The 26686-nt window shown below is 70.8% G+C and carries 22 protein-coding genes; 11 read left to right on the forward strand and 11 right to left on the reverse strand.

Annotated features, from left to right (window positions below; all coding sequences use genetic code 11):
• Positions 1 to 401: 401 nt before the first annotated feature.
• Positions 402 to 1238, reverse strand: a complete 837-nt coding sequence (locus tag ABZZ38_RS02000) for an oxidoreductase (RefSeq protein ID WP_356734714.1) — start codon at positions 1236 to 1238, stop codon at positions 402 to 404.
• A gap of 112 nt (positions 1239 to 1350) precedes the next feature.
• Here ABZZ38_RS02000 and ABZZ38_RS02005 point away from each other — a divergent pair, with 112 nt between their 5' ends.
• The gene (locus ABZZ38_RS02005) at positions 1351 to 2337 is read left to right on the forward strand and encodes an ATP-binding protein (RefSeq protein ID WP_356734716.1); all 987 of its coding nucleotides are present in this window, start codon (positions 1351 to 1353) and stop codon (positions 2335 to 2337) included.
• On the opposite strand, the gene ABZZ38_RS02010 is transcribed toward ABZZ38_RS02005, so the two are convergent.
• Positions 2315 to 3592, reverse strand: coding sequence for a hypothetical protein (locus ABZZ38_RS02010; RefSeq protein ID WP_356735254.1), 1278 nt, complete (start codon positions 3590 to 3592; stop codon positions 2315 to 2317). The two genes, ABZZ38_RS02005 and ABZZ38_RS02010, sit on opposite strands and share 23 nt — an antisense overlap.
• 307 nt (positions 3593 to 3899) lie before the next feature.
• On the opposite strand from ABZZ38_RS02010, the gene ABZZ38_RS02015 reads away from it, so the two are divergent.
• From ABZZ38_RS02015 to ABZZ38_RS02040, 6 genes are all read left to right on the forward strand, one after another.
• Positions 3900 to 6257, forward strand: a complete 2358-nt coding sequence (locus ABZZ38_RS02015; protein WP_356734718.1) for a SulP family inorganic anion transporter — start codon at positions 3900 to 3902, stop codon at positions 6255 to 6257.
• 300 nt (positions 6258 to 6557) lie between these two features.
• The gene (gene acs, locus ABZZ38_RS02020) at positions 6558 to 8555 is read left to right on the forward strand and encodes an acetate--CoA ligase (RefSeq protein ID WP_356734720.1); all 1998 of its coding nucleotides are present in this window, start codon (positions 6558 to 6560) and stop codon (positions 8553 to 8555) included.
• A gap of 162 nt (positions 8556 to 8717) precedes the next feature.
• Positions 8718 to 10274: a Na+/H+ antiporter NhaA gene (nhaA, locus tag ABZZ38_RS02025; protein WP_356734722.1), complete on the forward strand. Its 1557-nt coding sequence runs from the start codon at positions 8718 to 8720 to the stop codon at positions 10272 to 10274.
• Positions 10275 to 10313: 39 nt separating this feature from the next.
• Positions 10314 to 10817 carry a phage holin family protein gene (locus ABZZ38_RS02030; protein ID WP_356734724.1) on the forward strand — a complete coding sequence of 168 codons (504 nt, stop codon included), beginning with the start codon at positions 10314 to 10316 and terminating at the stop codon, positions 10815 to 10817.
• Positions 10814 to 11749, forward strand: a complete 936-nt coding sequence (locus ABZZ38_RS02035; protein ID WP_356734726.1) for an alpha/beta hydrolase — start codon at positions 10814 to 10816, stop codon at positions 11747 to 11749. Before ABZZ38_RS02030 ends, ABZZ38_RS02035 begins: the two co-directional genes overlap by 4 nt.
• Positions 11750 to 11925: 176 nt before the next feature.
• Positions 11926 to 12126, forward strand: a complete 201-nt coding sequence (locus ABZZ38_RS02040) for a hypothetical protein (protein WP_356734728.1) — start codon at positions 11926 to 11928, stop codon at positions 12124 to 12126.
• A gap of 14 nt (positions 12127 to 12140) precedes the next feature.
• Here ABZZ38_RS02040 and ABZZ38_RS02045 read toward each other — a convergent pair whose 3' ends face one another.
• The 3 genes from ABZZ38_RS02045 to nth all read right to left on the reverse strand — a co-directional run bounded on the left by ABZZ38_RS02045 (position 12141) and on the right by nth (position 15126).
• Positions 12141 to 13340: a MarP family serine protease gene (locus tag ABZZ38_RS02045; protein ID WP_356734730.1), complete on the reverse strand. Its 1200-nt coding sequence runs from the start codon at positions 13338 to 13340 to the stop codon at positions 12141 to 12143.
• Between the two features lie 66 nt (positions 13341 to 13406).
• Positions 13407 to 14066, reverse strand: coding sequence for a CoA pyrophosphatase (locus tag ABZZ38_RS02050; RefSeq protein WP_356734732.1), 660 nt, complete (start codon positions 14064 to 14066; stop codon positions 13407 to 13409).
• Positions 14067 to 14334: 268 nt separating this feature from the next.
• Positions 14335 to 15126 (reverse strand): endonuclease III, encoded by a 792-nt coding sequence (nth, locus tag ABZZ38_RS02055; protein ID WP_356735256.1) that lies wholly within the window; start codon positions 15124 to 15126, stop codon positions 14335 to 14337.
• Positions 15127 to 16086: 960 nt separating this feature from the next.
• On the opposite strand from nth, the gene ABZZ38_RS02060 reads away from it, so the two are divergent.
• Positions 16087 to 16761 (forward strand): Crp/Fnr family transcriptional regulator, encoded by a 675-nt coding sequence (locus ABZZ38_RS02060; protein ID WP_014046869.1) that lies wholly within the window; start codon positions 16087 to 16089, stop codon positions 16759 to 16761.
• A 167-nt stretch (positions 16762 to 16928) separates the two neighbouring features.
• Here ABZZ38_RS02060 and ABZZ38_RS02065 read toward each other — a convergent pair whose 3' ends face one another.
• The 5 genes from ABZZ38_RS02065 to ABZZ38_RS02085 all read right to left on the reverse strand — a co-directional run bounded on the left by ABZZ38_RS02065 (position 16929) and on the right by ABZZ38_RS02085 (position 20838).
• Positions 16929 to 17816 (reverse strand): prohibitin family protein, encoded by an 888-nt coding sequence (locus tag ABZZ38_RS02065; RefSeq protein WP_356734734.1) that lies wholly within the window; start codon positions 17814 to 17816, stop codon positions 16929 to 16931.
• Between the two features lie 220 nt (positions 17817 to 18036).
• Positions 18037 to 18867 (reverse strand): MBL fold metallo-hydrolase, encoded by an 831-nt coding sequence (locus ABZZ38_RS02070; RefSeq protein WP_356734736.1) that lies wholly within the window; start codon positions 18865 to 18867, stop codon positions 18037 to 18039.
• Positions 18864 to 19766, reverse strand: coding sequence for an NUDIX hydrolase (locus tag ABZZ38_RS02075; RefSeq protein ID WP_356734738.1), 903 nt, complete (start codon positions 19764 to 19766; stop codon positions 18864 to 18866). Before ABZZ38_RS02075 ends, ABZZ38_RS02070 begins: the two co-directional genes overlap by 4 nt.
• Before the next feature lie 446 nt (positions 19767 to 20212).
• Positions 20213 to 20683: a RidA family protein gene (locus tag ABZZ38_RS02080; protein ID WP_356734740.1), complete on the reverse strand. Its 471-nt coding sequence runs from the start codon at positions 20681 to 20683 to the stop codon at positions 20213 to 20215.
• A complete protein-coding gene (locus ABZZ38_RS02085; protein ID WP_019992579.1) occupies positions 20680 to 20838 on the reverse strand; it encodes a DUF4177 domain-containing protein in 159 nt (52 codons plus the stop codon). The genes ABZZ38_RS02080 and ABZZ38_RS02085 overlap by 4 nt, the downstream gene beginning before the upstream one ends.
• Before the next feature lie 98 nt (positions 20839 to 20936).
• Here ABZZ38_RS02085 and ABZZ38_RS02090 point away from each other — a divergent pair, with 98 nt between their 5' ends.
• Together ABZZ38_RS02090 and ABZZ38_RS02095 are read left to right on the forward strand one after the other, a co-directional pair.
• Positions 20937 to 21971: an ArsA-related P-loop ATPase gene (locus ABZZ38_RS02090; RefSeq protein WP_356734742.1), complete on the forward strand. Its 1035-nt coding sequence runs from the start codon at positions 20937 to 20939 to the stop codon at positions 21969 to 21971.
• Positions 21968 to 23416, forward strand: a complete 1449-nt coding sequence (locus ABZZ38_RS02095; protein ID WP_356734744.1) for an ArsA family ATPase — start codon at positions 21968 to 21970, stop codon at positions 23414 to 23416. Before ABZZ38_RS02090 ends, ABZZ38_RS02095 begins: the two co-directional genes overlap by 4 nt.
• Here the strand turns inward: ABZZ38_RS02095 and ABZZ38_RS02100 are convergent.
• The gene (locus ABZZ38_RS02100) at positions 23413 to 23757 is read right to left on the reverse strand and encodes a WhiB family transcriptional regulator (RefSeq protein WP_058940833.1); all 345 of its coding nucleotides are present in this window, start codon (positions 23755 to 23757) and stop codon (positions 23413 to 23415) included. The genes ABZZ38_RS02095 and ABZZ38_RS02100 overlap by 4 nt on opposite strands.
• Positions 23758 to 24183: 426 nt before the next feature.
• Here ABZZ38_RS02100 and ABZZ38_RS02105 point away from each other — a divergent pair, with 426 nt between their 5' ends.
• Positions 24184 to 26457: a transglycosylase domain-containing protein gene (locus tag ABZZ38_RS02105; protein WP_356734746.1), complete on the forward strand. Its 2274-nt coding sequence runs from the start codon at positions 24184 to 24186 to the stop codon at positions 26455 to 26457.
• Positions 26458 to 26686 lie beyond the last annotated feature (229 nt).

A 26686-nucleotide genomic window follows, 5' to 3' on the forward strand; every position in this document is an offset into this window, starting at 1 on the left:
CGCCGGAGTCCCCGTCCCTTCCCATTTGACCCGAAAGGCAAATAAGTGGTGTGAGGGCTTTCACATCCCCCCGGACGGTAGTACAAAGGACTTAACGGCCCGCGAGACCGAGGAGATCCGAGAGGATCCCCTGTTGAGCTGGAAGGCCCCACGGACCGAACAGCACAGGAGCTGAGCACCCACGCGACGTCGACCCGTCGATTACGGGCCAGCCGCACCAGGCGTCGGGCAAAGCAACCCCGCCTGATGGGCATATATCGAGGACGCATGGTCACTCAGCCGATGTGCCAGCGGCGGTACCGGGTTACCGGTACCGCCGCAACCCTGTCCGTACCGAGCCACGTCGGCGACGCGACCGGGCGGCCCGCTGCCCGACCCGCCATGGCCCGGCCGGGAGCCGGCTAGGCGGCTCCGCGCTGCAGCGCCTCGCACACCGCCGTCGACTCCCGTACACCGAGCTCGATCGCACGGCCGCAGTGCGCGATCCAGGCGGCCATGCCCTCCGGCGTCCCGGTCAGATAGCCCTCGAACGCGGCGACATACGCCGCCCGACCCTGCTCGGCGTGCCCCACTTCGGCCGGGCAGATCGCCTTGGGGTCCAGCCCGCTGCCGATCAGCACGATCCGCTCGGCGGCACGCGCCACCAGACCGCTGTACGAGGTGAAGGGGCGCAGCGCGAGCAGTTCGCCGTGCACCACCGCGGCCGTCACCAGGGCCGGTGCCGAGGTCCCCGCGATGATCAGTTCCGACAGGCCGTCCAGCCGGCCCGCCACCTCCGACGCGTCCGGCAGTGCCGCCTGGATCAGTGGCTCGTCCACGGCTTCGCCGTCACGCCGCGGTCGGCCCACCGAGTCCAACCCACCCGGCGACGTGCCCGCGTCACCCGCGGCCACCAGGTGCAGCCGGGCCAGCACCCGCAGCGGCGACTGCCGCCAGATGGACAGCAGCTGGCCCGCCTCGGCGCTCAGACGCAGTGCGGCACCGACGGTCCGCGCCTCCTCGTCCGCGCCGAAGTCGGTACGGCGGCGCACCTCTTCCAGGGCCCAGTCGGCACCGGCCAACGCAGCCGAGCCACGGGCGCCGCGCAGCGCCGCCTCGGAGGTGATCTCGTTGCTCCTGCGACGCATCACCCGGTGACCGTAGACCCGGTCGACGGCCTTGCGTACGGACTCGACGGCTTCGGGCACGCCCGGCAGCGCACCCAGGGCGGCCAGGGGGTCAGCGGCACTCGTACTCATAAGTAGCGAGGCTACGCGCACCCTGCTTCCCGCCCACTCCGGAGTGGCGTTCCTCATACATTTCGGCGACGTGGCGCGATGACATCACCACACACCGCTACCCTTGATGAACATGAAGATCGCTTTCGTTGGGAAGGGCGGCAGCGGCAAGACCACGCTGTCCTCGCTCTTCATCCGCCACCTCGCCGCCGCCGAAGCCCCCGTCATCGCGGTGGACGCCGACATCAACCAGCATCTGGGCGCCGCACTCGGCCTGGATGAGGCGCAGACGGCGGCGCTGCCCGCGATGGGCGCGCACCTGCCGCTGATCAAGGAGTACCTGCGGGGCGCGAACCCCCGCATCGCGTCCGCCGAGACGATGATCAAAACGACTCCGCCCGGGGAGGGATCGCGCCTGCTCCGGGTGCGGGAGGACAACCCCGTTTACGACGCGTGCGCCCGCACGGTCCGGCTGGACGACGGTGAGATCAGGCTGATGGCGACCGGCCCGTTCACCGAGTCCGACCTGGGGGTCGCCTGCTACCACTCGAAGGTCGGGGCAGTGGAACTGTGCCTCAACCACCTGGTCGACGGGCCCGAGGAGTACGTCGTCGTCGACATGACGGCCGGTTCGGACTCGTTCGCCTCCGGGATGTTCACGCGCTTCGACATGACGTTCCTGGTGGCCGAGCCGACCCGCAAGGGCGTCTCCGTCTACCGCCAGTACAAGGAGTACGCGCGCGACTTCGGTGTCGCGCTCCGGGTCGTCGGCAACAAGGTGCAGGGCCAGGACGACGTGGACTTCCTGCGGGACGAGGTCGGGGACGACCTGCTCGTGACGGTCGGTCACTCGGACTGGGTGCGCTCGATGGAGAAGGGCCGCCCCGCGCGGTTCGAGCTGCTGGAGGCGGAGAGCCGGGCGGCGCTCGCCACGCTGCGGCGCGCCGCGGACGAGACGTACCCGCACCGCGACTGGGAGCGGTACACGCGCCAGATGGTGCACTTCCATCTGAAGAACGCGGAGAGCTGGGGGAACGCGAAGACGGGCGCCGACCTGGCGGCGCAGGTCGACCCCGCCTTCGTACTGAGTGAGGGGATCAGCGCTGTTCAGCCCGCGTGACGGGTGAGGCCTCGGGAGTGGCCGGCCGAGCGGCGAGGAAGGCCGCCCAGCCGCCCTCCGGCGCCTGACCGACCTTCAGGGTCCGCAGCTTCGCCAGTACGGCGGGGTCCTGGGCGTCCAGCCAGTCGGCGAGTTGGCGGAAGGACACGCACCGCACCTCCTGCCGGACGCAGACGTTCGCGATGGTCTCCTCGATGGCGCGCATGTACGTGCCGCCGTTCCAGGACTCGAAGTGGTTGCCGATGATCAGCGGGGCGCGGTTGCCGTTGTAGGCGCGGTCGAAGGCCTGCACCATGCCGTCGCGGAACTGATTGCCCCAGTACTGGTGCATGGCGGGGTCGCCCTTCGCGGTCCCGGACTGGTTGACCATGAAGTTGTAGTCCATCGACAAGGTCTCGAACTGCCGTCCCGGGACAGGGATCATCTGCAGCGACAGGTCCCACAGGCCCCGTTCCTTCCCGGGCCAGACCTGGTCGTTGACGCCGCTGGTGTCGTAGCGCCAGCCGAGCTCGCTGGCGGCGCGCACGAAGTTGTCCCGCCCCTCCAGGCAGGGCGTGCGGGCGCCGATGAGCTCCTTGTCGTAGTCGAAGGGCAGGGGCTTCTCGGTCGTCAGGCCGGAGTTGGTCTTCCAGCGCTTGACGAAGGACTTGGCCTGGGAGATCTCGCTCTTCCAGTCCTCGACCGACCAGGTGCCGACACCGGACTCGGGGCCGCAGAAGTGGCCGTTGAAGTGGGTGCCGACCTCGTTGCCCTCCTGCCAGGCCCCGCGCAGTTCGCGCACGGTGTCACGGATGCCCTCACGGTCGTTGAAGCCGATGTCGGAGCGGCCGGGCGCGTGACCGGGCGGGTCGTAGAGGCTCGCCTTCTCCTCGGGGAGGAGATAGACGCCGCTGAGGAAGTACGTCATCGTCGCGCCGTACTTCTTGCCCACCTTGCGGAAGTGGGAGAAGAGCTTCTGGCTGTCCTCGCCGGCACCGTCCCAGGAGAAGACGACGAACTGCGGCGGCCGCTCGCCCGGCTTCAGCCGCTGCGGCTTGAGCAGCCCCGGCTGGACGCCGGTGAAGGCGGTGGACCCGTCCCCGATGAGCCGGACCGTGTTCTTGGGGCCCGCGGCTTTCCTGGGGCCCATGGAGCCGATGGTGCGGGCGTCCTCGCCGGAGCCGGCGCATCCGGCCAGCCCGGCGACCATCGCGGCCGTTGTCGCGACCGCAGCCGCGACCGTGCCGACAGTGAACCTTCTCGTGACGGCCATCATCCGCCCGCCCTTCTCTTCTTCCGGGGGTGCTGCGAGCGCCGTCAAGCTCGCATCGCGGGCAGGCATATGAAGGTATGACAAGCCGTACTAGAACGATTAGTCACCGAATCAGGTGAAACACTGCACCATTTGCCCTGAAAGTAATGCCTGAATCTTTACTCTGCATTACGATCCATTTACCGAGAGTTGGCAATCTCTCTACTGCACGCCGTAAGCCCACGGCCGCCGTGACACACGGCCGCGCACCCCCACACGTTCGTTCCACTCGCACGTAACGCGACCGCGCCGCCCGGAGGACATGGGAACCATGACCGCCTGCATTCCCCCACGCCTGTCCCGCACCGACCGGACATCCCGCACGTCCGGCGCGTCCCGAGTCCAGCGACCGCACAGTCCACCCGGCGACCGCCTGCCCCGCTTCACCGGCCGGTTCCCCATCGCGGGCTCCGACCTGTCCGCCTCCATCGCCGTCTTCCTCATCGCCCTGCCGTTGTCCCTCGGCATCGCCCTCGCGACGGGCGCGCCGCTGCAGGCCGGACTGGTGGCAGCCGCCGTCGGCGGCATCGTCGCCGGGCGCCTCGGCGGCTCACCACTGCAGGTGAGCGGGCCCGCGGCCGGACTCACCGTTGTGACAGCCGAGTTGATCCAGAGGTTCGGCTGGCGCACCACCTGCGCCATCACCGTCCTCGCGGGGCTCGGCCAACTCGGTCTGGCCACCCTCCGGGTGGCCCGCTCGGCACTCGCCGTATCGCCGGCGATCGTGCACGGCATGCTGGCCGGCATCGGGACGACCATCGCCCTCGCCCAGCTCCACGTGGTCCTCGGCGGTACGCCGCAGAGCTCCGCCGTGGCCAACGTCCGCGGGCTGCCCGCCCAGTTGAGCGAACCGCACCTGGCCGCCCTGTCCGTGAGCGCCCTCACCATCGCCGTCCTGCTGATGTGGCCCCGGATTCCGGGACGGACCGGCCGGATCGTACGGAAGGTGCCCGCCGCGCTCGCCGCGGTCGCGGCGGCGACGCTCCTCGCGGCGGTGGCCGGCATGAAGGTGCCCCGCGTGGACCTGCCGTCCTGGAGCAGTCACGCCCTGCCCGGGCTGCCCGAGGGGCCCGTCCTCGGGATCGCCGCCGGTGTGCTCACGATCACGCTCGTCACCAGCGTCCAGTCGCTGCTCTCCGCCGTCGCCGTCGACAAGCTGGTCGCAGCCCGCAAGGAACCCAAAGTTCATGTGCCGCGCTCCAACCTCGACCGTGAGCTCGCGGGACAGGGGGCGGCGAACATCGTCTCCGGCGCGCTGGGCGGGCTGCCCGTGGCAGGCGTCGCGGTGCGCAGCGTCGCCAATGTGTCGTCGGGTGCGGTCAGCCGTCACTCCACGATGCTGCACGGCCTGTGGGTGGTCCTCGCCGCGCTCCTCCTCGTACCCGTGCTGGACCTGATCCCGCTGCCCGCGCTCGCCGCGCTGGTGATGGTCGTCGGCATCCAGATGGTCAGCATCACCCACATCCGCAGCGTCACCCGTCACCGCGAGGCGGTGGTGTACGCGGTGACGGTCACCGGCGTCGTGCTCATCGGCATCCTCGAGGGCGTGGCCCTCGGCATCGCGATGGCCACCGGACTCGCGATGCACCGGCTGGCCAAGACCCGGATCACCGTTGAGAAGCGGGAGGACGCCGAACACATCACCGTACGCGGCCAGCTGACGTTCCTCGCCGTGCCGAGACTGAGCCGGGCGCTGCACCAGGTTCCTCAGGGGGCGTACGCCGTCGTCGAGCTCGACGGGTCCTTCATGGATCACGCCGCGTACGAGACCCTGCAGGACTGGCAGCTGTCCCACATGGCCCGCGGCGGCCAGGTCGAGATCACCGGACGTTCCGGGGTGCGCACCACCGAACTGGGGCCGAGTGGGCACACCTGCTGCCGGCCCTGGACGCCATGGCGCAACCATCACTGCGGCGAGCACCCGGTCGCCGAGCCCACGTGCGGCACGGGGCGTCAGCTCGCCGACGGGCTGAGCTCCTTCCAGCGCAATACGGCTCCGCTGGTGCGGCACGAGCTCGCGCGGCTGGCGCGCGAGGGCCAGAACCCGTCGCAGCTCTTCCTGACCTGCGCCGACTCCCGCCTGGTCACCAGCATGATCACGGCCAGCGGTCCGGGTGACCTGTTCACCGTGCGGAACGTGGGCAACCTGGTGCCGCTACCCGGCGAGGAGAGCGGGGACGACTCGGTGGCGGCCGCGATCGAGTACGCCGTGGACGTCCTCCAGGTGCAGTCCATCACCGTATGCGGGCACTCGGGATGCGGTGCCATGCACGCCCTGCTCCACAGCGGTCCGGGGGGCGGCGCGCACACCCCGCTGCAGCGCTGGCTGCGGCACGGGCAGTCGAGCCTGGAGCGGATGAAGAGCAAGCAGCGCGCCTGGGCACGCATCTCGGGGCGGCTGCCGACCGACGCGGTCGAGCAGTTGAGCCTGACCAACGTCGTCCAGCAGCTGGAGAACCTCAGGGGCCACCCCTCGGTGGCGCGGCGGCTCGCCGACGGGACGCTGAAGCTGCAAGGGATGTACTTCCACGTCGGTGAGGCGCAGGCGTATCTGCTCACCGGTTCGGATGGGGTCGACGAGGTCTTCGACCGGGTCACCCCCACGTCCCGGGAGGGAGCCCCCGCCTGAGCGCCGCCCTGCGCCCGCCGTCCCCGCGTCGGGGGAGGCAGCCGGCTGCGCGGCCGAGGGCGGCGCCGGACCACCGGTGCGGCCGGCCCCGTCCGTGGCGGGGTCGGCCTCCGGTGCGGTCGGCCCGGTCCGTGGTGGCGTGGGGTGAACCTTCGCCCGGGTGGAGCCGTGGATGAGGGCGTGGCTCCTTCTCCTCACCGCCCGGGGAGGAGGAGCCACTTGACCGCACCGTCTCCGCACAACAGGTCTAAACCAATGGCCGGGAAGCCCTTGTCATCGTGGGTATCCGGCTGATGAGCTATGCGCGGGGACACACCGGACGCCCTGGGAATGGGAGATGTCGTGAGCAACGAGAGCCTGGCCAACCTTCTGAAGGAGGAGCGGCGGTTCGCACCGCCCGCGGAGCTGGCCGCGAACGCCAACGTGACGGCGGCCGCGTACGAGCAGGCCACGGCGGACAGGCTCGGTTTCTGGGCCGAGCAGGCGCGCCGGCTCAGCTGGGCCACCGAACCGACCGAGACACTCGACTGGTCCAACCCGCCCTTCGCCAAGTGGTTCGCCGACGGCACGCTCAACGTCGCGTACAACTGCGTGGACCGCCATGTCGAGGCCGGGCACGGCGACCGGGTCGCCATCCACTTCGAGGGCGAGCCGGGCGACAGCCGCGCCCTCACCTACGCCGAACTCAAGGACGAGGTCTCCAAGGCGGCCAACGCCCTGACCGAGCTGGGCGTCCGCAAGGGCGACCGGGTCGCGGTGTACATGCCGATGATTCCCGAGGCGGCCATCGCCATGCTGGCCTGTGCCCGCATCGGCGCCGCCCACTCCGTCGTCTTCGGCGGCTTCTCGGCCGACGCCGTGGCGTCCCGTATCCAGGACGCCGACGCCAAGCTGGTCATCACCGCCGACGGCGGCTACCGACGCGGCAAGCCCACCGCGCTCAAGCCCGCCATCGACGAGGCCGTGGCCCGCTGCCCCCAGGTCGAGCACGTCGTCGTCGTGCGCCGCACCGGTCAGGACACCGCCTTCACCGAGGGCCGGGACCTGTGGTGGGACGACGTCGTCGCCCGCCAGTCCACCGAGCACACCCCCGAGGCGTTCGACGCGGAGCACCCGCTCTTCATCCTCTACACGTCCGGCACGACCGGTAAGCCGAAGGGCATCCTGCACACCTCCGGCGGCTACCTCACCCAGGTGGCGTACACGCACCACGCCGTCTTCGACCTCAAGCCGGAGACCGACGTCTACTGGTGCACCGCCGACATCGGCTGGGTGACGGGCCACTCGTACATCGTGTACGGGCCGCTGGCCAACGGCGCGACGCAGATCATGTACGAGGGCACACCGGACACGCCGCACCAGGGCCGGTTCTGGGAGATCGTGCAGAAGTACGGCGTCACGATCCTCTACACCGCGCCCACCGCGATCCGTACGTTCATGAAGTGGGGCGACGACATCCCCGCGAAGTTCGACCTGAGCAGCCTGCGCGTCCTGGGTTCGGTCGGCGAGCCGATCAACCCCGAGGCGTGGATCTGGTACCGGGAGCACATCGGCGCCGGCAGGACCCCGATCGTGGACACCTGGTGGCAGACCGAGACCGGCGCGATGATGATCTCGCCGCTGCCCGGCGTCACCGAGACCAAGCCGGGCTCCGCCCAGACCCCGCTCCCCGGCATCTCGGCGACCGTCGTCGACGACGAGGCGAACGAGGTTCCCAACGGCGGAGGCGGCTATCTCGTCCTGACCGAGCCGTGGCCGTCGATGCTGCGCACCATCTGGGGCGACGACCAGCGGTTCATCGACACCTACTGGTCGCGCTTCGACGGCAGGTACTTCGCCGGTGACGGCGCCAAGAAGGACGACGACGGCGACATCTGGCTGCTGGGCCGCGTGGACGACGTCATGCTCGTCTCCGGCCACAACATCTCCACCACCGAGGTCGAGTCCGCGCTCGTCTCGCACCCGAAGGTCGCCGAGGCGGCGGTCGTCGGCGCGGCGGACGAGACGACCGGCCAGGCCATCGTGGCGTTCGTGATCCTGCGCGGTACGGCCAGCGAGGACGACGCCCTGGTGAGCGACCTGCGCAACCACGTGGGCGCCACCCTCGGCCCGATCGCCAAGCCGAAGCGGATCCTCCCGGTCGCGGAGCTGCCCAAGACCCGCTCCGGCAAGATCATGCGTCGTCTGCTCCGCGACGTGGCGGAGAACCGTCAGCTCGGTGACGTCACCACCCTCACCGACTCGTCCGTCATGGACCTGATCCAGTCCAGGCTGCCGTCCGCCTCCAGCGAGGACTGACCCCACCACCCCACCGCACGATCACGGAGGGCACCCGGCGCGCAATCGCCGGGTGCCCTCCCCGTGCCTGCCGGGTAGGGTGAGGATCACGTCAACAAAATGACGAAGTGATCAGCAGTACGTGAGGGTGCGCCGGGAAGTCTGGTCGGCAGGTATGCCGCCATGCCCGCTGAACCACCGGAGGTCCCCCTCGTGTCCGCGCCCACCCCCCCTTCACGCCCCGCCCGCACGTTCCTCGGGCGCCTCCCCTTCACGGAGCGGACGTACCTCGCGGACGCGCTGCGCACCGAGACCGTCGGTGGCGTACTCCTCCTGCTCGCCGCGATAGCCGCCCTCGTCTGGGCGAACACCCCGATCAGCGGCAGCTACGCGGCCGTGCGGGACTTCCACGTCGGCCCGTCCGCGCTCGGGCTGAACCTGTCCCTGCAGCACTGGGCCGCCGACGGACTGCTCGCGATCTTCTTCTTCGTCGCCGGTGTCGAGCTCAAGCGCGAGCTGGTCGCGGGTGAGCTGCGCGATCCGAAGGCCGCCGCACTCCCCGTGGTCGCCGCGCTCTGCGGCATGATCGCCCCCGCCCTCGTCTACATCCTGGTCAACGTCGCCGGTGGCGGCTCGCTGGCCGGCTGGGCCGTGCCGACCGCCACCGACATCGCCTTCGCCCTCGCCGTGCTCGCCGTGATCGGCACGTCGCTGCCGTCCGCGCTGCGCGCCTTCCTGCTCACCCTCGCCGTCGTCGACGACCTCTTCGCGATCCTGATCATCGCCGTCTTCTTCACCGACGACCTGAACTTCGCCGCACTCGGTGGCGCGGTCGCCGGCCTCGCCGTCTTCTGGCTGCTGCTGCGCAAGGGCGTGCGCGGCTGGTATGTGTACGTGCCCCTGGCCCTGATCATCTGGGGCCTGATGTACAACAGCGGCGTCCACGCGACCATCGCCGGCGTCACCATGGGCCTGATGCTGCGCTGCCTGCGCCGCGACGGTGAGAAGCGGTCGCCGGGCGAGCACATCGAGCACCTGGTCCGGCCCGTGTCCGCCGGGCTGGCGGTGCCGCTGTTCGCGCTGTTCTCGGCCGGCGTGTCGGTCTCCGGCGGCGCCCTCGCCGACGTGTTCTCCCAGCCCGTCACGCTCGGTGTGGTCCTCGGCCTGGTGGTCGGCAAGGCCCTCGGCATCTTCGGCGGGACGTGGCTCACGGCCCGCTTCACGAGGGCGACGCTCAACCAGGACCTGGCCTGGGCGGACCTCTTCGCCGTCGCCACGCTCGCCGGCATCGGTTTCACCGTCTCGCTGCTCATCGGCGAGCTCGCCTTCACCGGCGACCCGGCGCTGACGGACGAGGTCAAGGCGGCGGTCCTCATGGGCTCCCTCATCGCCGCCGTACTCGCCTCCGTGCTGCTGAAGCTGCGCGTACGCAAGTACCACGCCCTGTTCGCCGAGGAGGAGCGGGACGAGGACATGGACGGCATTCCGGACGTGTACGAGGAGGGCGACCCGGCGTACCACCACAGGATGGCCGCGCTGTACGAGAAGAGGGCGGCCGAGCACCGTCGGCAGGCAGAGGAGGCGGAGCAGGCCGCCGCCTCGGGCGCGGCCTCGGGCGCCGCGCCGGGCGTCGCATCGGGAGCATCCGGACCGTCGGGAGCGCCCGGAGCCGCCCCGTCAGCCGATTCCGCGGCGGAAGTGGCGGGGGCATCGCGCACTGACGGCGACCGTCCGGCATGATCTGAGGTCGGACCGTAGGAGAGAAGAGGGAGCGAGACCATGAGCGACCCCGCCGGCAAGGGTGCACTGAGCACACCTGGTACGGACCGCAGTCTCGGTCAGCTGGTCGCCTCGGCGACCACCGAGCTGTCCGCGCTGGTGCACGACGAGATCGCCCTGGCCAAGGCCGAGCTGCGACAGGACGTCAAGCGCGGTGCGATCGGTGGTGCGGCCATCGGTATCGCGGGGGTGTTCGCGCTCTTCTCGCTTCCGGTGCTGAGCTTCGCCGCGGCGTACGGCATCCACAACCTGGGACTCGGGCTCGCCTGGTCCTTCCTGATCGTCGGCGGCGCGTACCTGGTGCTGGCGGCGCTGCTGGCGCTGCTGGCGGTGACCAAGTTCAAGAAGGTCAAGCCGCCGGAGAAGTCCATCGCCTCGGCGAAGCGGACGGCCGCCGTGCTCGGCAACGCCAAGCCCCACCCGCGTACCGCCCCCGCCGCCGATGGCCGTCCGGCCCTTCCGGTCAAGGGCGAGGCCGAGGTTGTGGCACGCTCATCCGCATGACGGTCCCTGAGAGCAGCACTGGCAGTCCGGTACGGATCGATGGCCCCTGGACCCATAGGGACGTGGCCGCCAATGGGGCGCGCTTCCATATCGCGGAGATGGGCGACGGGCCGCTGGTGTTGCTGCTGCACGGCTTCCCGCAGTTCTGGTGGACGTGGCGCCATCAGCTGACCGCCCTTGCCGACGCCGGTTTCCGGGCGGTGGCGATGGACCTGCGGGGCGTGGGCGGCAGTGACCGTACGCCGCGCGGTTACGACCCCGCCAACCTCGCCCTCGACATCACGGGTGTGGTGCGGTCGCTGGGCGAGCCGGACGCGGCGCTCGTCGGACACGACCTGGGCGGCTACCTGGCGTGGACGGCGGCGGTCATGCGGCCGAAGCTGGTGCGGCGGCTCGCGGTCTCCTCGATGCCGCATCCGCGCCGCTGGCGCTCGGCGATGCTCTCGGACTTCGCGCAGACCCGCGCCGGTTCGTACGTATGGGGGTTTCAGCGCCCCTGGCTGCCGGAGCGTCAGCTCGTCGCCGATGACGCGGCGTTGGTGGGTCGTCTGATCCGGGACTGGTCCGGGCCGGGACCCGTCCTCCCGGACGATGAGGCGATCGACGTCTACCGGCGGGCGATGACCATCCCCTCGACGGCGCACTGCTCGGTCGAGCCGTACCGATGGATGGTGCGGTCGATGGCCCGGCCGGACGGCATCCAGTTCAACCGGCGCATGAAGCGGCCGGTACGGGTGCCGACCCTGCATCTGCACGGCTCCCTCGACCCGGTGATGCGCACGCGCAGTGCGGCGGGGTCGGGCGAGTACGTGGAAGCGCCGTACCGCTGGCGGCTGTTCGACGGTCTCGGGCACTTCCCGCACGAGGAGGACCCGACCGCGTTCTCCACCGAGCTCATCAACTGGCTGAAGGACCCGGAGCCGGACCGCTAGGGCTCCCCCGCGGCTCCCGGGCGGTTCCTCGGCGGCGCCCTCTGGCGGACCCTTGGTGGTAACTCCGGGAACCGGGCGGAACGGTTGTCCTATGAACGGCCAAATGCCTGGCGCATAAGCCAATTGGCGGTCCCGGGGGCGGTTACCGACCTTGGGGCACGGGCAGACGTCCGGGTATGGGCTGGACGCACGACTACGCTGACGCAGCACGCAACCGCCGCTCGGCCTCCGCGCCGATCTCCGCGAGGAGCGGCCCGCAGGGTTCGCAGGGCCAGGGGCCGCAGGGCCAGGGCTTGGATCCGCGCCTCGGCATCTCCCGCATCCTTCGTCGCCGGGCCCGCTGGGTCTCGGCGCGGCTGCGCCACACCCGCGTCTAGTTCCGCGGGCGGCGTCACAGGGCGCAGCCCTGGCTGTCGACCTGCTGGTTGGCGGTGCGACCGCGCGTGATGTCGTCGCGGATCTCGTCGGCCGTCAGGGCGTAACCGGTGTTCACGTCGTCCAGGGACCTCGCGAAGATGACGCCGTACACCTGGCCGTCCGGGGTGAGGAGCGGCCCGCCGGAGTTGCCCTGGCGGACGGTCGCGAAGAGCGAGTACACATCGCGGCGCACCTCATCGCGGTGGTAGATGTCCGGGCCGTTGGCGTTGATACGGCCGCGGACGCGCGCCGAGCGGACGTCATAGGCGCCGTTCTCCGGGAAGCCGGCCACGATGGCGCCGTCGCCGCTGCGGGCGTCCGTGTCCGCGAACCGGAGCGGCGTCGCTTCCAGGTCCGGCACGTCGAGGACGGCGATGTCGCGCTGCCAGTCGTAGAGCACGACCTTCGCGTCGTACAGCCTGCCCTGGCCACCGATCTGGACGGTCGGTTCGTCGACGCCGCCGACGACATGGGCGTTGGTCATCACGCGGCGTTCCGCGAAGACGAACCCGGTGCCTTCGAGGACCTTGCCGCAACTCGGGGCCGTGCCGACGACCTTGACGATGGACTTCTGGGCTCGGGCGGCGACCGGGCTGCCCGCGAGTGCCGGGTCGGGTGGCCGGACCTCGGTGATGGGCTCGTTGGCGAAGGGGCTGAAGACCTGCGGGAAGCCGTTCTGCGCCAGTACGGAGGAGAAGTCCGCGAACCAGGTGGAGGCCTCGGCGGGCATCACGCGGGAGACGCCGAGCAGCACCTTGGAGTTACGGACCTCCTTGCCGAGCGTCGGCAGGGACGTACCGGCGAGGGCGGAGCCGATCAGCCAGGCGACCAGCAGCATCGCCACCACGTTGACCAGGGCGCCGCCGGTGGCGTCCAGGGCGCGGGCGGGCGACCAGGTGATGTGCCGGCGCAGCTTGTTGCCCAGGTGGGTGGTGAACGCCTGACCCACGGAGGCGCACACGATGACGATCACGACGGCGACGATGGCGGCGGTCGTCGACACCTTGGCGTCGTCGGTCAGCGGACCCCAGGCCAGCGGAAGCAGGTAGACCGCGACGAGGCCGCCGCCGAGGAAGCCGATCACCGACAGGATTCCGACGACGAAGCCCTGGCGATAGCCAACGATCGCGAACCACACGGCGGCGACCAGCAACAGGATGTCCAGCACGTTCACCGTCATTAGCCTCGCAGATTCGTCTCCGGTCACCCCGACCGGCCTCGGAGCAGAGCCTTCAGCCTGTCATGAGCGCCAGTCGAGCGGGACCTGCTTGGTCCGGTCCCAGGGGCGTTCCCACCCGGCGAAGTGGAGGATGCGGTCGATCACGCCGGCCGTGAAACCCCATACAAGAGCGGATTCGACCAGGAATGCCGGACCGCGGTGGCCGCTCGGGTGCACGGTCATCGCGCGGTTGGCCGGGTCCGTGAGATCGGCCACTGGCACGGTGAAGACCCGGGCGGTCTCGGCGGGGTCGACGGCGCGGAAGGGGCTCGGCGCATGCCACCAGCCGAGCACGGGCGTCACGACGAAGCGGCTCACCGGGATGTAGAGGCGGGGCAGTACGGCGAAGATCTGTACGCCCGCGGGGTCGAGCCCCGTCTCCTCCTCGGCCTCGCGCAGCGCGGCGCGTACGGGGCCGGTGGTGGCCGGATCGCCGTCCTCGGGGTCGAGCGCGCCGCCGGGGAAGGACGGCTGGCCGGCGTGTGAGCGGAGGCTGCCGGAGCGCTCCATGAGCAGCAGCTCGGGGCCGCGGTCTCCCTCCCCGAAGAGGATCAGCACGGCGGCCTGGCGACCGCCGCTCTCGGGCGGGAGGAAACGGCTGAGCTGCTCGGGCGCGAGGGTCCGCGCCGCGCGGGCCACGGGCCGGAGCCACTCGGGCAGCCCTTCGTCGGTGACGGCCACATCCGCCCTCGCGGCTGCCCTCGCGGCTCCTGCGGCGGCTCCTGTCGCGGCTGTGGACCGGGCTGCGGCCGTGGCTGTGGTCCGGGCTGCCGCCCGGGTGTCGTATTCGGTTTCTGGTCTAGCGCGCGTCATGGGCACCCCCGCTTCTCACAACGCTTTCCGGCCACCGGTTCGTTCCTCCCATGTCACTCACCGTCGCTCGCCACCGGTCATCCGCCATCCGTCATGTGCCACCTGTCGCTCGCCACCTGCCCCGCACCTCCGGCCGTCACTCGTCGTCCCCGGCGCCCAGCGGGGCGGCCGGACTGCCGGGGTAGTCCGGCGGCGGGGCCAGGCGCTGGCCGGGAAGGCCGCCCATCTCGTACTTGAGCAGCTTCTTCGCCTTCTCGGGGTCCGTCTCCCCCTCGCCGTACGAAGGGCACAGGGGGGCGATCGGGCAGGCGCCACAGGCGGGCTTGCGGGAGTGGCAGATGCGGCGACCGTGGAAGATCACGCGGTGCGAGAGCATCGTCCACTCGGACTTCGGGAAGATCGCACAGATCTCCTCCTCGACCTTCTCGGGGTCCTCCTGCTCCGTCCACTTCCACCGCCGGACGAGACGGCCGAAGTGGGTGTCGACGGTGATGCCGGGAACCCCGAAGGCGTTGCCCAGGACGACATTGGCGGTCTTGCGGCCGACCCCCGGGAGGGTGACGAGGTCCTCCAGGCGGCCGGGGACCTCACCGCCGAAGTTGTCGCGGAGCGCCTTGGAGAGCCCGATCAGGGATTTCGCCTTGGCCCGGAAGAACCCGGTGGGCCGGATCAGCGCTTCCAGCTCCTCGGGAACGGCGGCGGCCAGATCCTCGGGGGTCGGGTACTGCGCGAACAGCGCCGGGGTCGTCTGGTTGACGCGCAGATCGGTGGTCTGGGCGGACAGGACGGTGGCGACGAGCAGCTCGAAGGGGTTGCGGAAGTCGAGCTCGGGGTGGGCGTACGAGTAGATCTCGGCCAGTTCCCGGTTGATGCGCCGCGCCCGGCGCACCATCGCCAACCGCGACTCACCGCCGGAGCCGGCGGGCACCGGGGCGGATGCGGTGGTGGCGGCCGTTGTGGTGGCGGGGCCCGCATTGGCGGCTCGGGTGGTCTTCGCCGCGCCGGTCGCTTTGGTGGCCGGGGTCGCTTTGGTGGCCGGGGCCGCCTTGTTGGCCGGGGCCGCCTTGTCGGCCGGGGCCGCCTTGTCGGGCCGTGGGGCCTTCGCCGCGCCGGTCGCCTTCGTGGCTGCGGTGGCTCCGGTCGCCTTGGTGGGCCGTGGGGCCTTGCCCGTCCCGCCGGCTCCGGCCGTCTTGGCGGTAGCCGCCTTGGCCTTACGGGACCGGGTCGTACGGGCCTCGCCCGTACCGGACCGGGCCGTACCGGACGGGGTCGTACCGGACGGGGTCTTACGGGCCTCGCCCGTACCGGACGCCTCGGACGCCTCGGACGCCTCGGACGCGTCGGCGGCGCCCGTCGCCCCGCCCGCCCGCGCCCCCTTGGCGGAGGCCGCCCCCTTGGCCGCGCCGGTCTCCGGCGTACCCCCCGTCCTCACGCCGAGCTCGGCCGGGGCATCGCCGGGGACCGGGTCGGCGGGCGCCCGGCCCTCGTCCGTGCGCCCGGAGACCCTCCGTTGGCGTGGAGACTCGGCCGCCACGGCAGCGCTCTGCGGCTCGGCGCGATCGCGCGACGCGACGCGCGAGGACCCTTTCGCCGGTTTTGTCGGCCTTTTCGGCGAAGGCGATACATGTTCGCCCACAGCGGAATTCTGCTCCCCTGACACTCTCCCGGCCCCCTTGGCCTGCGCTCTCACCGGCGAATTGGACACCCGGCCAGCCTAAGCGCCCGCACTGACATCCGCCCCGGTCACAGGCGATCACGACCCAATCGGGGCCCTGCCGTACGGACGCGCGTACCAATGCGTCAAACTTGTTGTGATTGATCGCACTGTTTTACCGTCCGGCATCATGGGACCCAATGTCCCGGAGCAGGTCGACATAGGAGAGAACTCGTGGACGACGTTCTGCGGCGCGCCCCGCTCTTCGCGGCGCTCGATGACGAGCAGGCCGCGGAGCTCCGCGCCTCGATGAGTGAGGTGACGCTCGCCCGTGGCGACGCCCTCTTCCACGAAGGCGACCCGGGCGATCGGCTCTACGTGGTCACCGAAGGCAAGGTGAAGCTCCACCGCACCTCCCCCGACGGACGCGAGAACATGCTCGCCGTCCTCGGCCCCGGAGAGCTGATCGGTGAGCTGTCCCTCTTCGACCCGGGCCCGCGCACCGCCACCGCGACCGCGCTGACCGAGGTCAAGCTGCTCGGCCTGGGCCACGGTGACCTGCAGCCCTGGCTGAACGCCCGCCCCGAGGTGGCCACCGCCCTGCTGCGCGCCGTCGCCCGGCGCCTGCGCAAGACCAACGACCAGATGTCCGACCTGGTCTTCTCCGACGTGCCGGGCCGTGTCGCCCGCGCGCTCCTCGACCTGTCGCGCCGCTTCGGCGTGCAGTCCGAGGAGGGCATCCACGTCGTGCACGACCTGACCCAGGAGGAGCTCGCCCAGCTGGTCGGCGCCTCCCGCGAGACGGTCAACAAGGCGCTCGCCGACTTCGCCGGCCGCGGCTGGCTCCGCCTGGAGGCCCGCGCCGTGATCCTGCTGGACGTGGAGCGGCTCGCCAAGCGCTCGCGCTAGGACGTCGCGCCGGCAGACGCGCCGCACGTCACAGGCCGTAAGAAAAGGGCCGCCCCCTCCGTGGGGGCGGCCCTTTTCGTGCGGCCTTCCGTACGGCCCTTTTCGTGCGTCGCGGCCGTTGCCGCGCGCCGGCGTCTTGTCGGCGCGCACCGGCGGGCGGCGCCGCGTCAGTTCTTCTTGGTGCCGTCCACGATCACCGGGGTCCCGTTCCCGCCGCCGCACGGCACCGCGTACACCGGGTGCTTGGCTGCCGCCTGCTTGAAGGCCTCGATGCACTGGTTCATGAGGACCTTGTCGGTGAGCGAGTCACTGAGGATCTTGTTGGCCCGCGCGAGGCCCTCCGCCTCGATCCGGCGCTGCTCGGCCTCCGCCTTCGCCGTACGCGCCGCCTCCGTCGCCCGCTCCGTCGACTGCTGCTGCTGGATCTTGCGGTCGATCTGGCTCTGCAGCTGGTCCGACGGCTTCACGTTCCGCAGGTTCACCGTGGTCACGGCGATGCCGCGTGGCGCCAGGCGCTCCTTGATCAGGTCGGCGATCTCCGTGTTGATCTTCTCGCGGGCGGAGGCGTACCCCTCCTCGCTGGTGTGGCGGGCGAAGACGTTACGGATGATCTCCCGGCTGTCCGGGAAGACGAGCCGCTGCTGGATCGCGTCCTCGCTGCCGGCCAGCCGGTACAGCTCCACCGCCTTCGCCGGCGTCACCGCCCACTTCACGGTCACCTCGGCGTACATCACGCCGCCCTGCGACGAGCGGACCTCGACCACGTCCTTGTCGGACAGGTTCAGGTCGACCGGGCGCGTGGAGAAGGTCGTGACGTTCGTGAACGGCGAGGTGACGTTCATGCCGGACGTCATCGGCGATCCCACCTTGCCGAAGGCGACCGGCACGCCGACCTCGTACGCGCTGACGATGTGCACGCAGCTGGAGATCGCGGCGAACAGCCCCGCGAGCAGAGCGCCGGCCGAGCCCAGCTTGAGGCCGCGCCGGTCGGTACCGCGCCCGACGAAGAAGAGCACCGCCGCAGCGATGAGAAGCAATATGGACAGGACAAACACGTACGTTCCCCCCGATGGAAAGCGTCAAGAAGTGGCTGCGCGGCCGAGCGGCCACGAAGCCGGGTAAGCGGAGCGTAAAGCATGGCCCCGTGGCTCCGATCCGCAAGCAGGCCCTGCGGCTCCGATCCACCCCGGCCGGCCCGGCTCATCATCGGTCGGCCCGGCTCATCATCGGTCGGCCCGGCTCAGCCCCGGCTGGTTCGGCCCGCCCCTGTGCCTGTCAGATCAGCCCGTGCTCGGTCAGGTACTCCAGTTGCGCCCGCACCGACAGCTCGGCCGCCGGCCAGAGCGTCCGGTCCACGTCCGCGTACACGTGCGCCACGACCTCCGATGCCGTCCGGTAGCCGTTCTCGACCGCCGTCTCCACCTGGGCGAGGCGGCTCGCCCGGTGGGCCAGGTAGTACTCGACCGCCCCCTGTGCGTCCTCCAGCACCGGCCCGTGTCCCGGCAGCACCGTATGGACCCCGTCGTCGACGGTCAGCGACCGCAGCCGCCGCAGCGAGTCCAGGTAGTCCCCGAGCCGCCCGTCCGGGTGCGCCACCATCGTCGTACCGCGCCCCAGGATGGTGTCGCCCGTCAGCACCGCGCGGTCGGCCGGCAGGTGGAAGCTCAACGAGTCGGCGGTGTGCCCGGGCGTCGGTACGACGCGCAGCTCCAGGCCGCCCACCTCGACCACCTCGCCCGCCGCGAGCCCTTCGTCACCGAGCCGCAGCGCCGGGTCCAGCGCGCGCACGGCCGCCCCCGTGAGCTCCGCGAACCGCACCGCGCCCTCCGCGTGGTCCGGGTGGCCGTGGGTGAGGAGGGTCAGCGCGACACGCTTGCCGAGGCGCTCGGCGGTCTCGACGACCCTGGACAAGTGCCCCTCGTCGAGCGGACCGGGGTCGACGACGACCGCGAGCGCGGAGTCCGGCTCGGACAGGATCCAGGTGTTGGTGCCGTCGAGGGTCATCGCCGACGCGTTCGGCGCGAGGACGTTGACGGCGCGTGCGGTCGCGGGGCCGGACAACACGGCTCCGCGCGGCCGGCCGGGGAGCGCGGCGGCGTCGGTCATGCGGAGGACCCCCCTGTGGGTACGTGCTTGGTGAACTCGTCGTGGCCCGGCCAGCTCAGCACCACCTCGTCGCCTTCGAGGCGCGCCTGTGCCAGTACGGGAGTGAGGTCCTGGTCCGGCGCGGCGGCCAGGGCGGCGCCGGCCGTCCCGTACCGCTCCAGGGCGCGCAGGGTGGCGATCGTCGGCGGCATCATCAGCAGCTCGCCGCGGTCGTACCCGGTCGCCGCGTCCACCGGGCGGATCCACACCGCGCGGTCGGCCTCCGTGGGGAGGTGGGGAACGTCCGCCCCGGGGCCGTGGGAGAGGGTCCGCTGGCCCGTCGGCAGCGCGGCCACGAAGAACCAGGTGTCGTAGCGGCGCGGCTCGAACTCCGGGGTGATCCAGCGCGCCCACGCGCCCAGCAGGTCGGAGCGGAGGACCAGCCCCCGCCGGTCCAGGAAGTCCGCGAAGGCCAGCTCGCGGGCGACCAGCGCCGCCCGGTCCGCGTCCCAGTCGTCGCCCGTGGTGTCGTCGACGACCGAGTCGGCGGTCGGCCCGGCCAGCAGGACGCCGGCTTCCTCGAACGTCTCGCGCACCGCCGCGCACACGATGGCCTGCGCCTCGGCCGGCTGTGTCACCCCGAGCCGGGCCGCCCAGTCGGCGAGCGACGGGCCCGCCCACCGCACCGGGTGCTCGTCGCGCGGGTCGACGCCGCCACCCGGATAGGCGTACGCACCAGCCGCGAAGGCCATGGACGTGCGCCGGCGCAGCATGTGGACCTCGGGTCCACCGCCGTCGGCGCCGTCCCGCAGGAGCAGCACGGTCGCGGCCCGCTTGGGGGTCACGGCCGTGAGCGCCCCGCCGGCGAGCGCGCGGATGCGGTCGGGCCACTCCGGTGGATACCACTGACCATTGGACATGGCCGGATGCTATGCGCATCCGACGCGATGTTCGAGAGGGAAGGTGGATACGGCAACGGCCCCGCGCCCACCGAGGAGCACAGGGCCGTACGGACCGACGGCACCGGTCCGGGCAACTCAGGAGGACGACCGAGGAGCCCAGGAGGACATCCGGGATGCCCGGAGGACGTCCGGGAGGCCCGGGAAGACCAAAGGCACTCCGGGAACCCGGCGCGTCCGAGAAAGCCCAGGAGGACGCCCGGGAAGCCGGGAATACCGGAGGCTCCGGGAACCCGAGGAAGCCCAGGTTGCCCGGAGGCAGCCCGGTAGGTCCGGGAGGCAACCCGGCAGGTCCGGGGAGCCGGGAGGCAGTCCGACAGGTCCGGGGAGCCGGCAAGCAGCCCGGTAGGTCCGGGAGGCAACCCGGCAGGTCCGGGGAGCCGGGACAGTCCGGCAGGTCCGGGACGTCAGTCCTGGACCAGCTCCACCTGGATCTCCACCTCGACCGGCGCGTCCAGCGGCAGCACCGTCACGCCCACCGCGCTGCGCGCGTGCACGCCCTTGTCGCCGAGCACCTCGCCCAGCAGCTCGCTCGCGCCGTTGAGCACGGCGGGCTGTCCGGTGAAGTCGGGGGCCGAGGCGACGAAGCCGACGACCTTCACGACGCGCGCGATGCGGTCCAGGTCACCGGCGACCGACTTCACGGCGGCCAGCGCGTTCAGCGCGCAGATGCGCGCGAGGCCCTTGGCCTCCTCCGGAGTGACCTCGCCGCCCACCTTGCCGGTGACGGGCAGCTTGCCCTCCACCATCGGCAGCTGGCCCGCGGTGTACACGTACACACCCGACCGGACGGCCGGCTGGTACGCCGCCAGAGGCGGGACGACCTGCGGCAGCGTCAGACCGAGCTCCGCGAGCGTCGCCTCGACACGGCCGGTCACGGCTTCTCCCGCTTCAGGTACGCCACGAGCTGCTCGGGGTTGTTCGGCCCCGGCACGACCTGGACGAGCTCCCAGCCGTCCTCGCCCCAGGTGTCCAGGATCTGCTTGGTCGCGTGCACGAGAAGGGGCACGGTCGCGTATTCCCACTTGGTCATGGTGCCGACTGTAGCCGCTGCCACCGACAGCCCCGGAGCGGCATCGCCAAGGGCAGCCTCCTGCGTACGCCGTGGGGCGACTGGTTAGGCTCGAAGGCGTGAGCAGGCTCCAGGTCGTCAGCGGCAAGGGCGGTACCGGTAAGACGACGGTCGCCGCCGCCCTCGCGCTCGCCCTCGCGACCGAGGGCAGGCGGACCCTCCTCGTGGAGGTCGAGGGCAGACAGGGCATCGCGCAACTCTTCGAGACGGAGGCGCTTCCGTACGAGGAGAGGAAAATCGCCGTCACGCCGGGCGGCGGCGAGGTGTACGCGCTGGCCATCGACGCCGAGCGCGCGCTTCTCGACTACCTCCAGATGTTCTACAAGCTCGGGTCCGCGGGACGGGCCCTGAAGAAACTCGGCGCCATAGACTTCGCGACCACCATCGCACCGGGCGTGCGGGACGTGCTGCTGACCGGCAAGGCGTGCGAGGCCGTGCGCCGCCGGGAGAAGCACGGGAGCAGGCCGGGGGGCAGGCAGGAAGGCAGGCAGGGCGACAAGCAGGAGGACAAACAGGCGGACAAGCAGGGAGACTTCGTCTACGACTACGTCGTCATGGACGCCCCGCCCACGGGCCGCATCACCCGCTTCCTGAACGTCAACGACGAGGTCGCGGGCCTCGCCAGGATCGGCCCGATACACAACCAGGCGCAGGCCGTGATGCGCGTCCTCAAGTCGCCGGAGACGGCCGTCCACCTGGTGACCCTGCTGGAGGAGATGCCGGTCCAGGAGACCGCGGACGGCATCGCCGAGCTGCGCGACGCCGGCCTCCCGGTGGGCAACGTCATCGTGAACATGGTCCGCCCGCCGGTCCTGGACGAGGACGCCGTACGGGTGGCGGCCGGCGACCACCGCAAGGAGATCGCCACGGCGCTCGCCTCGGCGGGTGTGAGCGGCCCGGCCCGGCTCGTCGCGCCCCTGCTCGACGAGGCCGCCGAGCACGCGCGCCGGGTGGAGCTGGAGCGGGAGCAGCGTGAGGCACTGGCCAAGCTCCAGGTGCCGACGTACGAACTGCCGTTCCTGGGAGAGGGTGCGGATCTCGCCGGCCTCTACCGGCTGGCCAGGGAACTACGACAGCTTGGGGTGGGCACGTGACTCTCGATACGGCTCCCGACCTGGAGATCGACCCGCTGCTGGACGACCCGACGACGCGCATCATCGTGTGCTGCGGTGCGGGCGGCGTCGGCAAGACGACGACCGCGGCGGCCCTGGGCGTACGGGCGGCGGAGCGCGGCCGCAAGGTCGTGGTCCTCACGATCGACCCGGCCCGCCGGCTCGCCCAGTCCATGGGCATCGACCAGCTGGACAACGTTCCGCGCCGGGTCGACGGCATCAAGGGCGACGGCGAGCTGCACGCGATGATGCTCGACATGAAGCGCACCTTCGACGAGATCGTCGAGGCGCACGCGGACCCGGAGCGGGCCCGCGCGATCCTGGGCAACCCCTTCTACCAGTCCCTGTCGGCCGGTTTCGCGGGCACGCAGGAGTACATGGCGATGGAGAAGCTGGGGCAGTTGCGGGCGCGCGACGAGTGGGACCTGATCGTCGTGGACACCCCGCCGTCCCGGTCCGCGCTGGACTTCCTGGACGCGCCGAAGCGGCTGGGGTCGTTCCTGGACGGGAAGTTCATCAAGCTGCTGATGGCGCCGGCGAAGATGGGCGGCCGGGCCGGACTGAAGTTCCTGAACGTCGGCATGTCGATGATGACGGGGACGCTGGGCAAGCTGCTGGGCGGTCAACTGCTGCGGGACGTGCAGACCTTCGTGGCGGCGATGGACACGATGTTCGGCGGTTTCCGTACCCGCGCGGACGCCACGTACCAGTTGCTCCAGGCGCCGGGCACGGCCTTCCTGGTGGTGGCCGCGCCCGAGCGGGACGCGCTGCGTGAGGCGGCGTACTTCGTGGAGCGGCTGGCGGCGGAGGAGATGCCGCTGGCCGGTCTGGTCCTCAACCGCGTCCACGGCAGCGGGGCGGCCCGGTTGTCGGCCGAGCGGGCGCTGGCCGCCGCGGAGATCCTCGACGCGGAAACTCCCGACGCGGAAAATCTTGACGAGGTCCGCATTGTGGATCAGGGGGACGGGAAGGCTGATGTTCGTGGCCCCGAGGCCACCTCTCCCGAGCCGCCCCCCGCACCCGACGCTCCAGCCACCACATCGCCCGATCCCGCCCTGCCCGGTGCCATGCCCGGCGCCCGGTCCGGCGGCACCCACCACGCGGACGACCCCCGGCACGCGGACGGCACTCCGCACGCGGACGGCGGTTCCGTCAGCTCGCCCGCTGTCACCCCACCTGCCGTCGCGCAGCTGACGGCTGGTCTGCTGCGTCTGCACGCCGAGCGGATGCAGGTACTCGCGCGTGAGCAGCGCACGCGTGACCGCTTCACCGCGCTCCACCCCGAGGTGGCGGTGGCAGAGGTGGCCGCGCTGCCCGGCGACGTGCATGACCTCGCGGGGCTTCGGACCATCGGTGACCGGCTCGCGTCCGGCGGGGCGTCCGGCCGAGCCGGTGACGGGTCCCGTGGCGGAGCCCGTACCGCCTAACCCACGGCGGCGTACGTCTCGTAGGTCTCGTCGTCGTCCAGGGCGACGGGCAGAATGCCCGCGCTGCGCTCGTATTCCGTACGCGCCGTCTCCAGGAGCCGGCGCCAGGAGGTGACGGTGGGTCGCCTGCGCAGCAGTGCGCGGCGCTCACGCTCCGTCATTCCGCCCCATACGCCGAACTCGACGCGATTGTCCAGCGCGTCGGCCAGGCACTCGGTCCGCACCGGGCACCCGGTGCACACCGCCTTGGCCCTGTTCTGCGCCGCTCCTTGCACGAACAGTTCATCCGGATCGGTAGTGCGGCAGGCCGCCTGCGCACTCCAGTCAGCTACCCAGCCCATACCGGCGCCGTCCTCTCCCGAATCGAGGCTCCCCCACGGCGGCAGCGGCATATTCACCGCTGCCAGTTGAGGACGTTACGGAAGGTGGGCACAGCGCAACACCCCCTTCGGGCCCAATCTTGAATGGCCCGAACGGACTATGCGTACGCGGCAGATCACCCAGGGGAGTGAGCGATGGACATATACACCTCATCCCCTACAACACGACATGTCCCATGATCCAGAACGGGCGTCCGTTGACGCATCCGGTGGAAACGGACATCGCCCTGCGACACGTTCGGCGACCCGACCTGAGGAGAGAACGCGGGGTCGTGACCAGGCCGTAGCCCGGGTTTCGCTGAGGGATCGCAACTGCTGTGACAGTTGTGACCAGCTTAGGCCAATGCCTATACGCGTGTCCGGCGAATGAGAACGTAGGCTGCTGCCATGCCAAAGAAGCGCTCGGGCGGTGGTCTGACCGGGACCCAGCAGGCCGCCAAGTTCCTCGGTGTCAGCGTGCTCTCCGGAGCGGTGCTGGCGGGCATCGCGTTGCCCGCCGCGGGAGCTCTGGGACTGGCGGCGAAGGGCACGGTCCAGGGATTCGACGAGATTCCGGCCAATCTGAAGCGACCGCCGCTGAGCCAGCGCACCACGATCCTCAACTCGGACGGCGGGCAGATCGCCACGGTCTACTCCCGCGACCGCACGGTGGTGGACCTCAAGGACATCTCCCCGTACATGCAGAAGGCGATCGTCGCGATCGAGGACTCGCGCTTCTACGAACACGGCGCCATCGACCTGAAGGGCATTCTGCGCGCACTGAACCGCAACGCCCAGTCGGGCGGGGTCGCCCAGGGCGCGTCGACCCTGACGCAGCAGTACGTGAAGAACGTCTTCGTGGAGGAGGCCGGCGACGACCCCGACAAGGTCGCCGAGGCCACGCAGCAGACCCTCGGCCGCAAGATCCAGGAGCTCAAGTACGCGATCCAGGTTGAGGAGGAGCTCGGGAAGAAGAAGATCCTCGAGAACTACCTCAACATCACCTTCTTCGGGCAGCAGGCGTACGGCGTCGAGGCGGCGTCCAAGCGGTACTTCTCCAAGTCCGCCAAGGACCTGAACCTGGAGGAGGCGGCGATGCTCGCCGGCCTCGTCCAGTCGCCGAGCCGCTACGACCCCATCAACGACTCCGAGGAGGCGACCAAGCGCCGCAACACCGTGCTGCAGCGCATGGCCGCCGTCGGTGACATCAGCCAGACGGAGGCCGACCGCGCCAAGGCCAGCCCCATCAAGCTGAAGGTCAGCAAGCCGAAGAACGGCTGCATCACGGCCGTCGACGGCGCGGGGTTCTTCTGCGACTACGTACGCAAGACCATCCTCTCCGACCCGGTCTTCGGGAAGACGGAGGCGGAGCGGCAGAAGTTGTGGAACCTGGGCGGTCTGACCATCAAGACCACGCTCGACCCGCGCGCCCAGGAGGCCGCGAACGAGGCCGCCACCGCGAAGGTCAACAAGGACGACAAGGTCGCGGCGGCCGTGGTGCAGGTCCAGCCGGGCACCGGCAAGATCCTGTCGATGGGTCAGTCCCGCCCGTACGGCCTGGACCAGAAGCAGCACGAGACGGTGCTCAACCTCGCCGTCGGCAACAAGATGGGTGGCACCACCTACGGCTTCCAGGTCGGCTCGACCTTCAAGCCGATCACGGCGGCGGCGGCGCTGGAGAAGGGCATCAGCCCGGCTCAGACCTTCTCCACCGGGTACGAGATCCGCGTACCGATGGACTCCTTCACCACCTGCTCCGGCGCCAAGGCCGGCAGCGGTGACTGGAAGCTGTCGAACGAGGTGGAGTCGGAGACCGGCAGCTGGGACATGACGAGCGCGCTCGGCAAGTCCATCAACACCTACTTCGCCCTGCTGGAGCAGCGGACCGGGCTGTGCGAGACGGTCGAGATGGCGAAGAGGATGGGGTACCAGCGGGGCGACGGCAAGAAGATCGGCGAGAACCCGTCCATCACGCTCGGCGGCGAGGAGAGCACCCCGCTGGCGATGGCGTCCGCGTACGCGACGTTCGCCAACCGCGGCACGTACTGCACCCCCGTCGCCATCCAGTCCATCACCACGGCGGAGGGCCGGCGCCTGCCGGTGCCGAAGAGCTCGTGCTCCCAGGCCATGAGCGAGCGCACCGCGGACACCATCAACCAGATGCTCAAGGGCGTGGTCGAGGACGGCACCGGCACCAAGGCGGGCCTCAGCGACCGGGACAACGCCGGCAAGACCGGTACCACCAACGACCGCAAGGACGCCTGGTTCGTCGGGTACACCCCGAACCTCTCCACGGCCGTGTGGGTCGGTGACGACATCGGCGAGAAGAGCTCGATGTACAACATCACCATCGGCGGCGAGTACTACGACAAGGTGTGCGGTGGCTGTCTGCCCGGCCCCATCTGGAAGATCGCGATGACCAAGGCGCTGGAGGCCTCCGAAACGCCTTCCTTCAACGCCATCTCCGTGCCCCGCGGCAACAGCCCGGACCGCGGGAACGGCGAGGGCGACACCGGCGGCAACGACAAGCCGGGCGACAACCGCGGGAACGGCGGCGGGGGCGATGACAACCCCTTCCCCCGCATCTCCTTCCCGCCGGACCTGATCGGCGGCCGCGACGGAACCGGCGGCAACGGCGGCAACGGCAACGGCAACGGCAACGGGGGCAGGAACGGCCGCTGACGCCGCTGCCTCCGCACCCCGGGGGCACGGGCCGGGCCTGGGCCCGGGCCGAGGCCTGGCAGCTGGCGGCACATGAATGGGGGCGCTCCCTGCTCAGGGAGCGCCCCCATTCATGTGGCATCGGGTTCGCCCGGGATGGCATCCGTTCCTGCGCGTGCGCGCACCGGCTTCCGCGTCGGGGTTCCGGGTCCGGGGTCCGGGCTTCCGTGTCGAGGCCAGCGTCACGGTC

It is taken from the genome of Streptomyces sp. NPDC006368, from assembly GCF_040612535.1.
Lineage (GTDB): Bacteria > Actinomycetota > Actinomycetes > Streptomycetales > Streptomycetaceae > Streptomyces.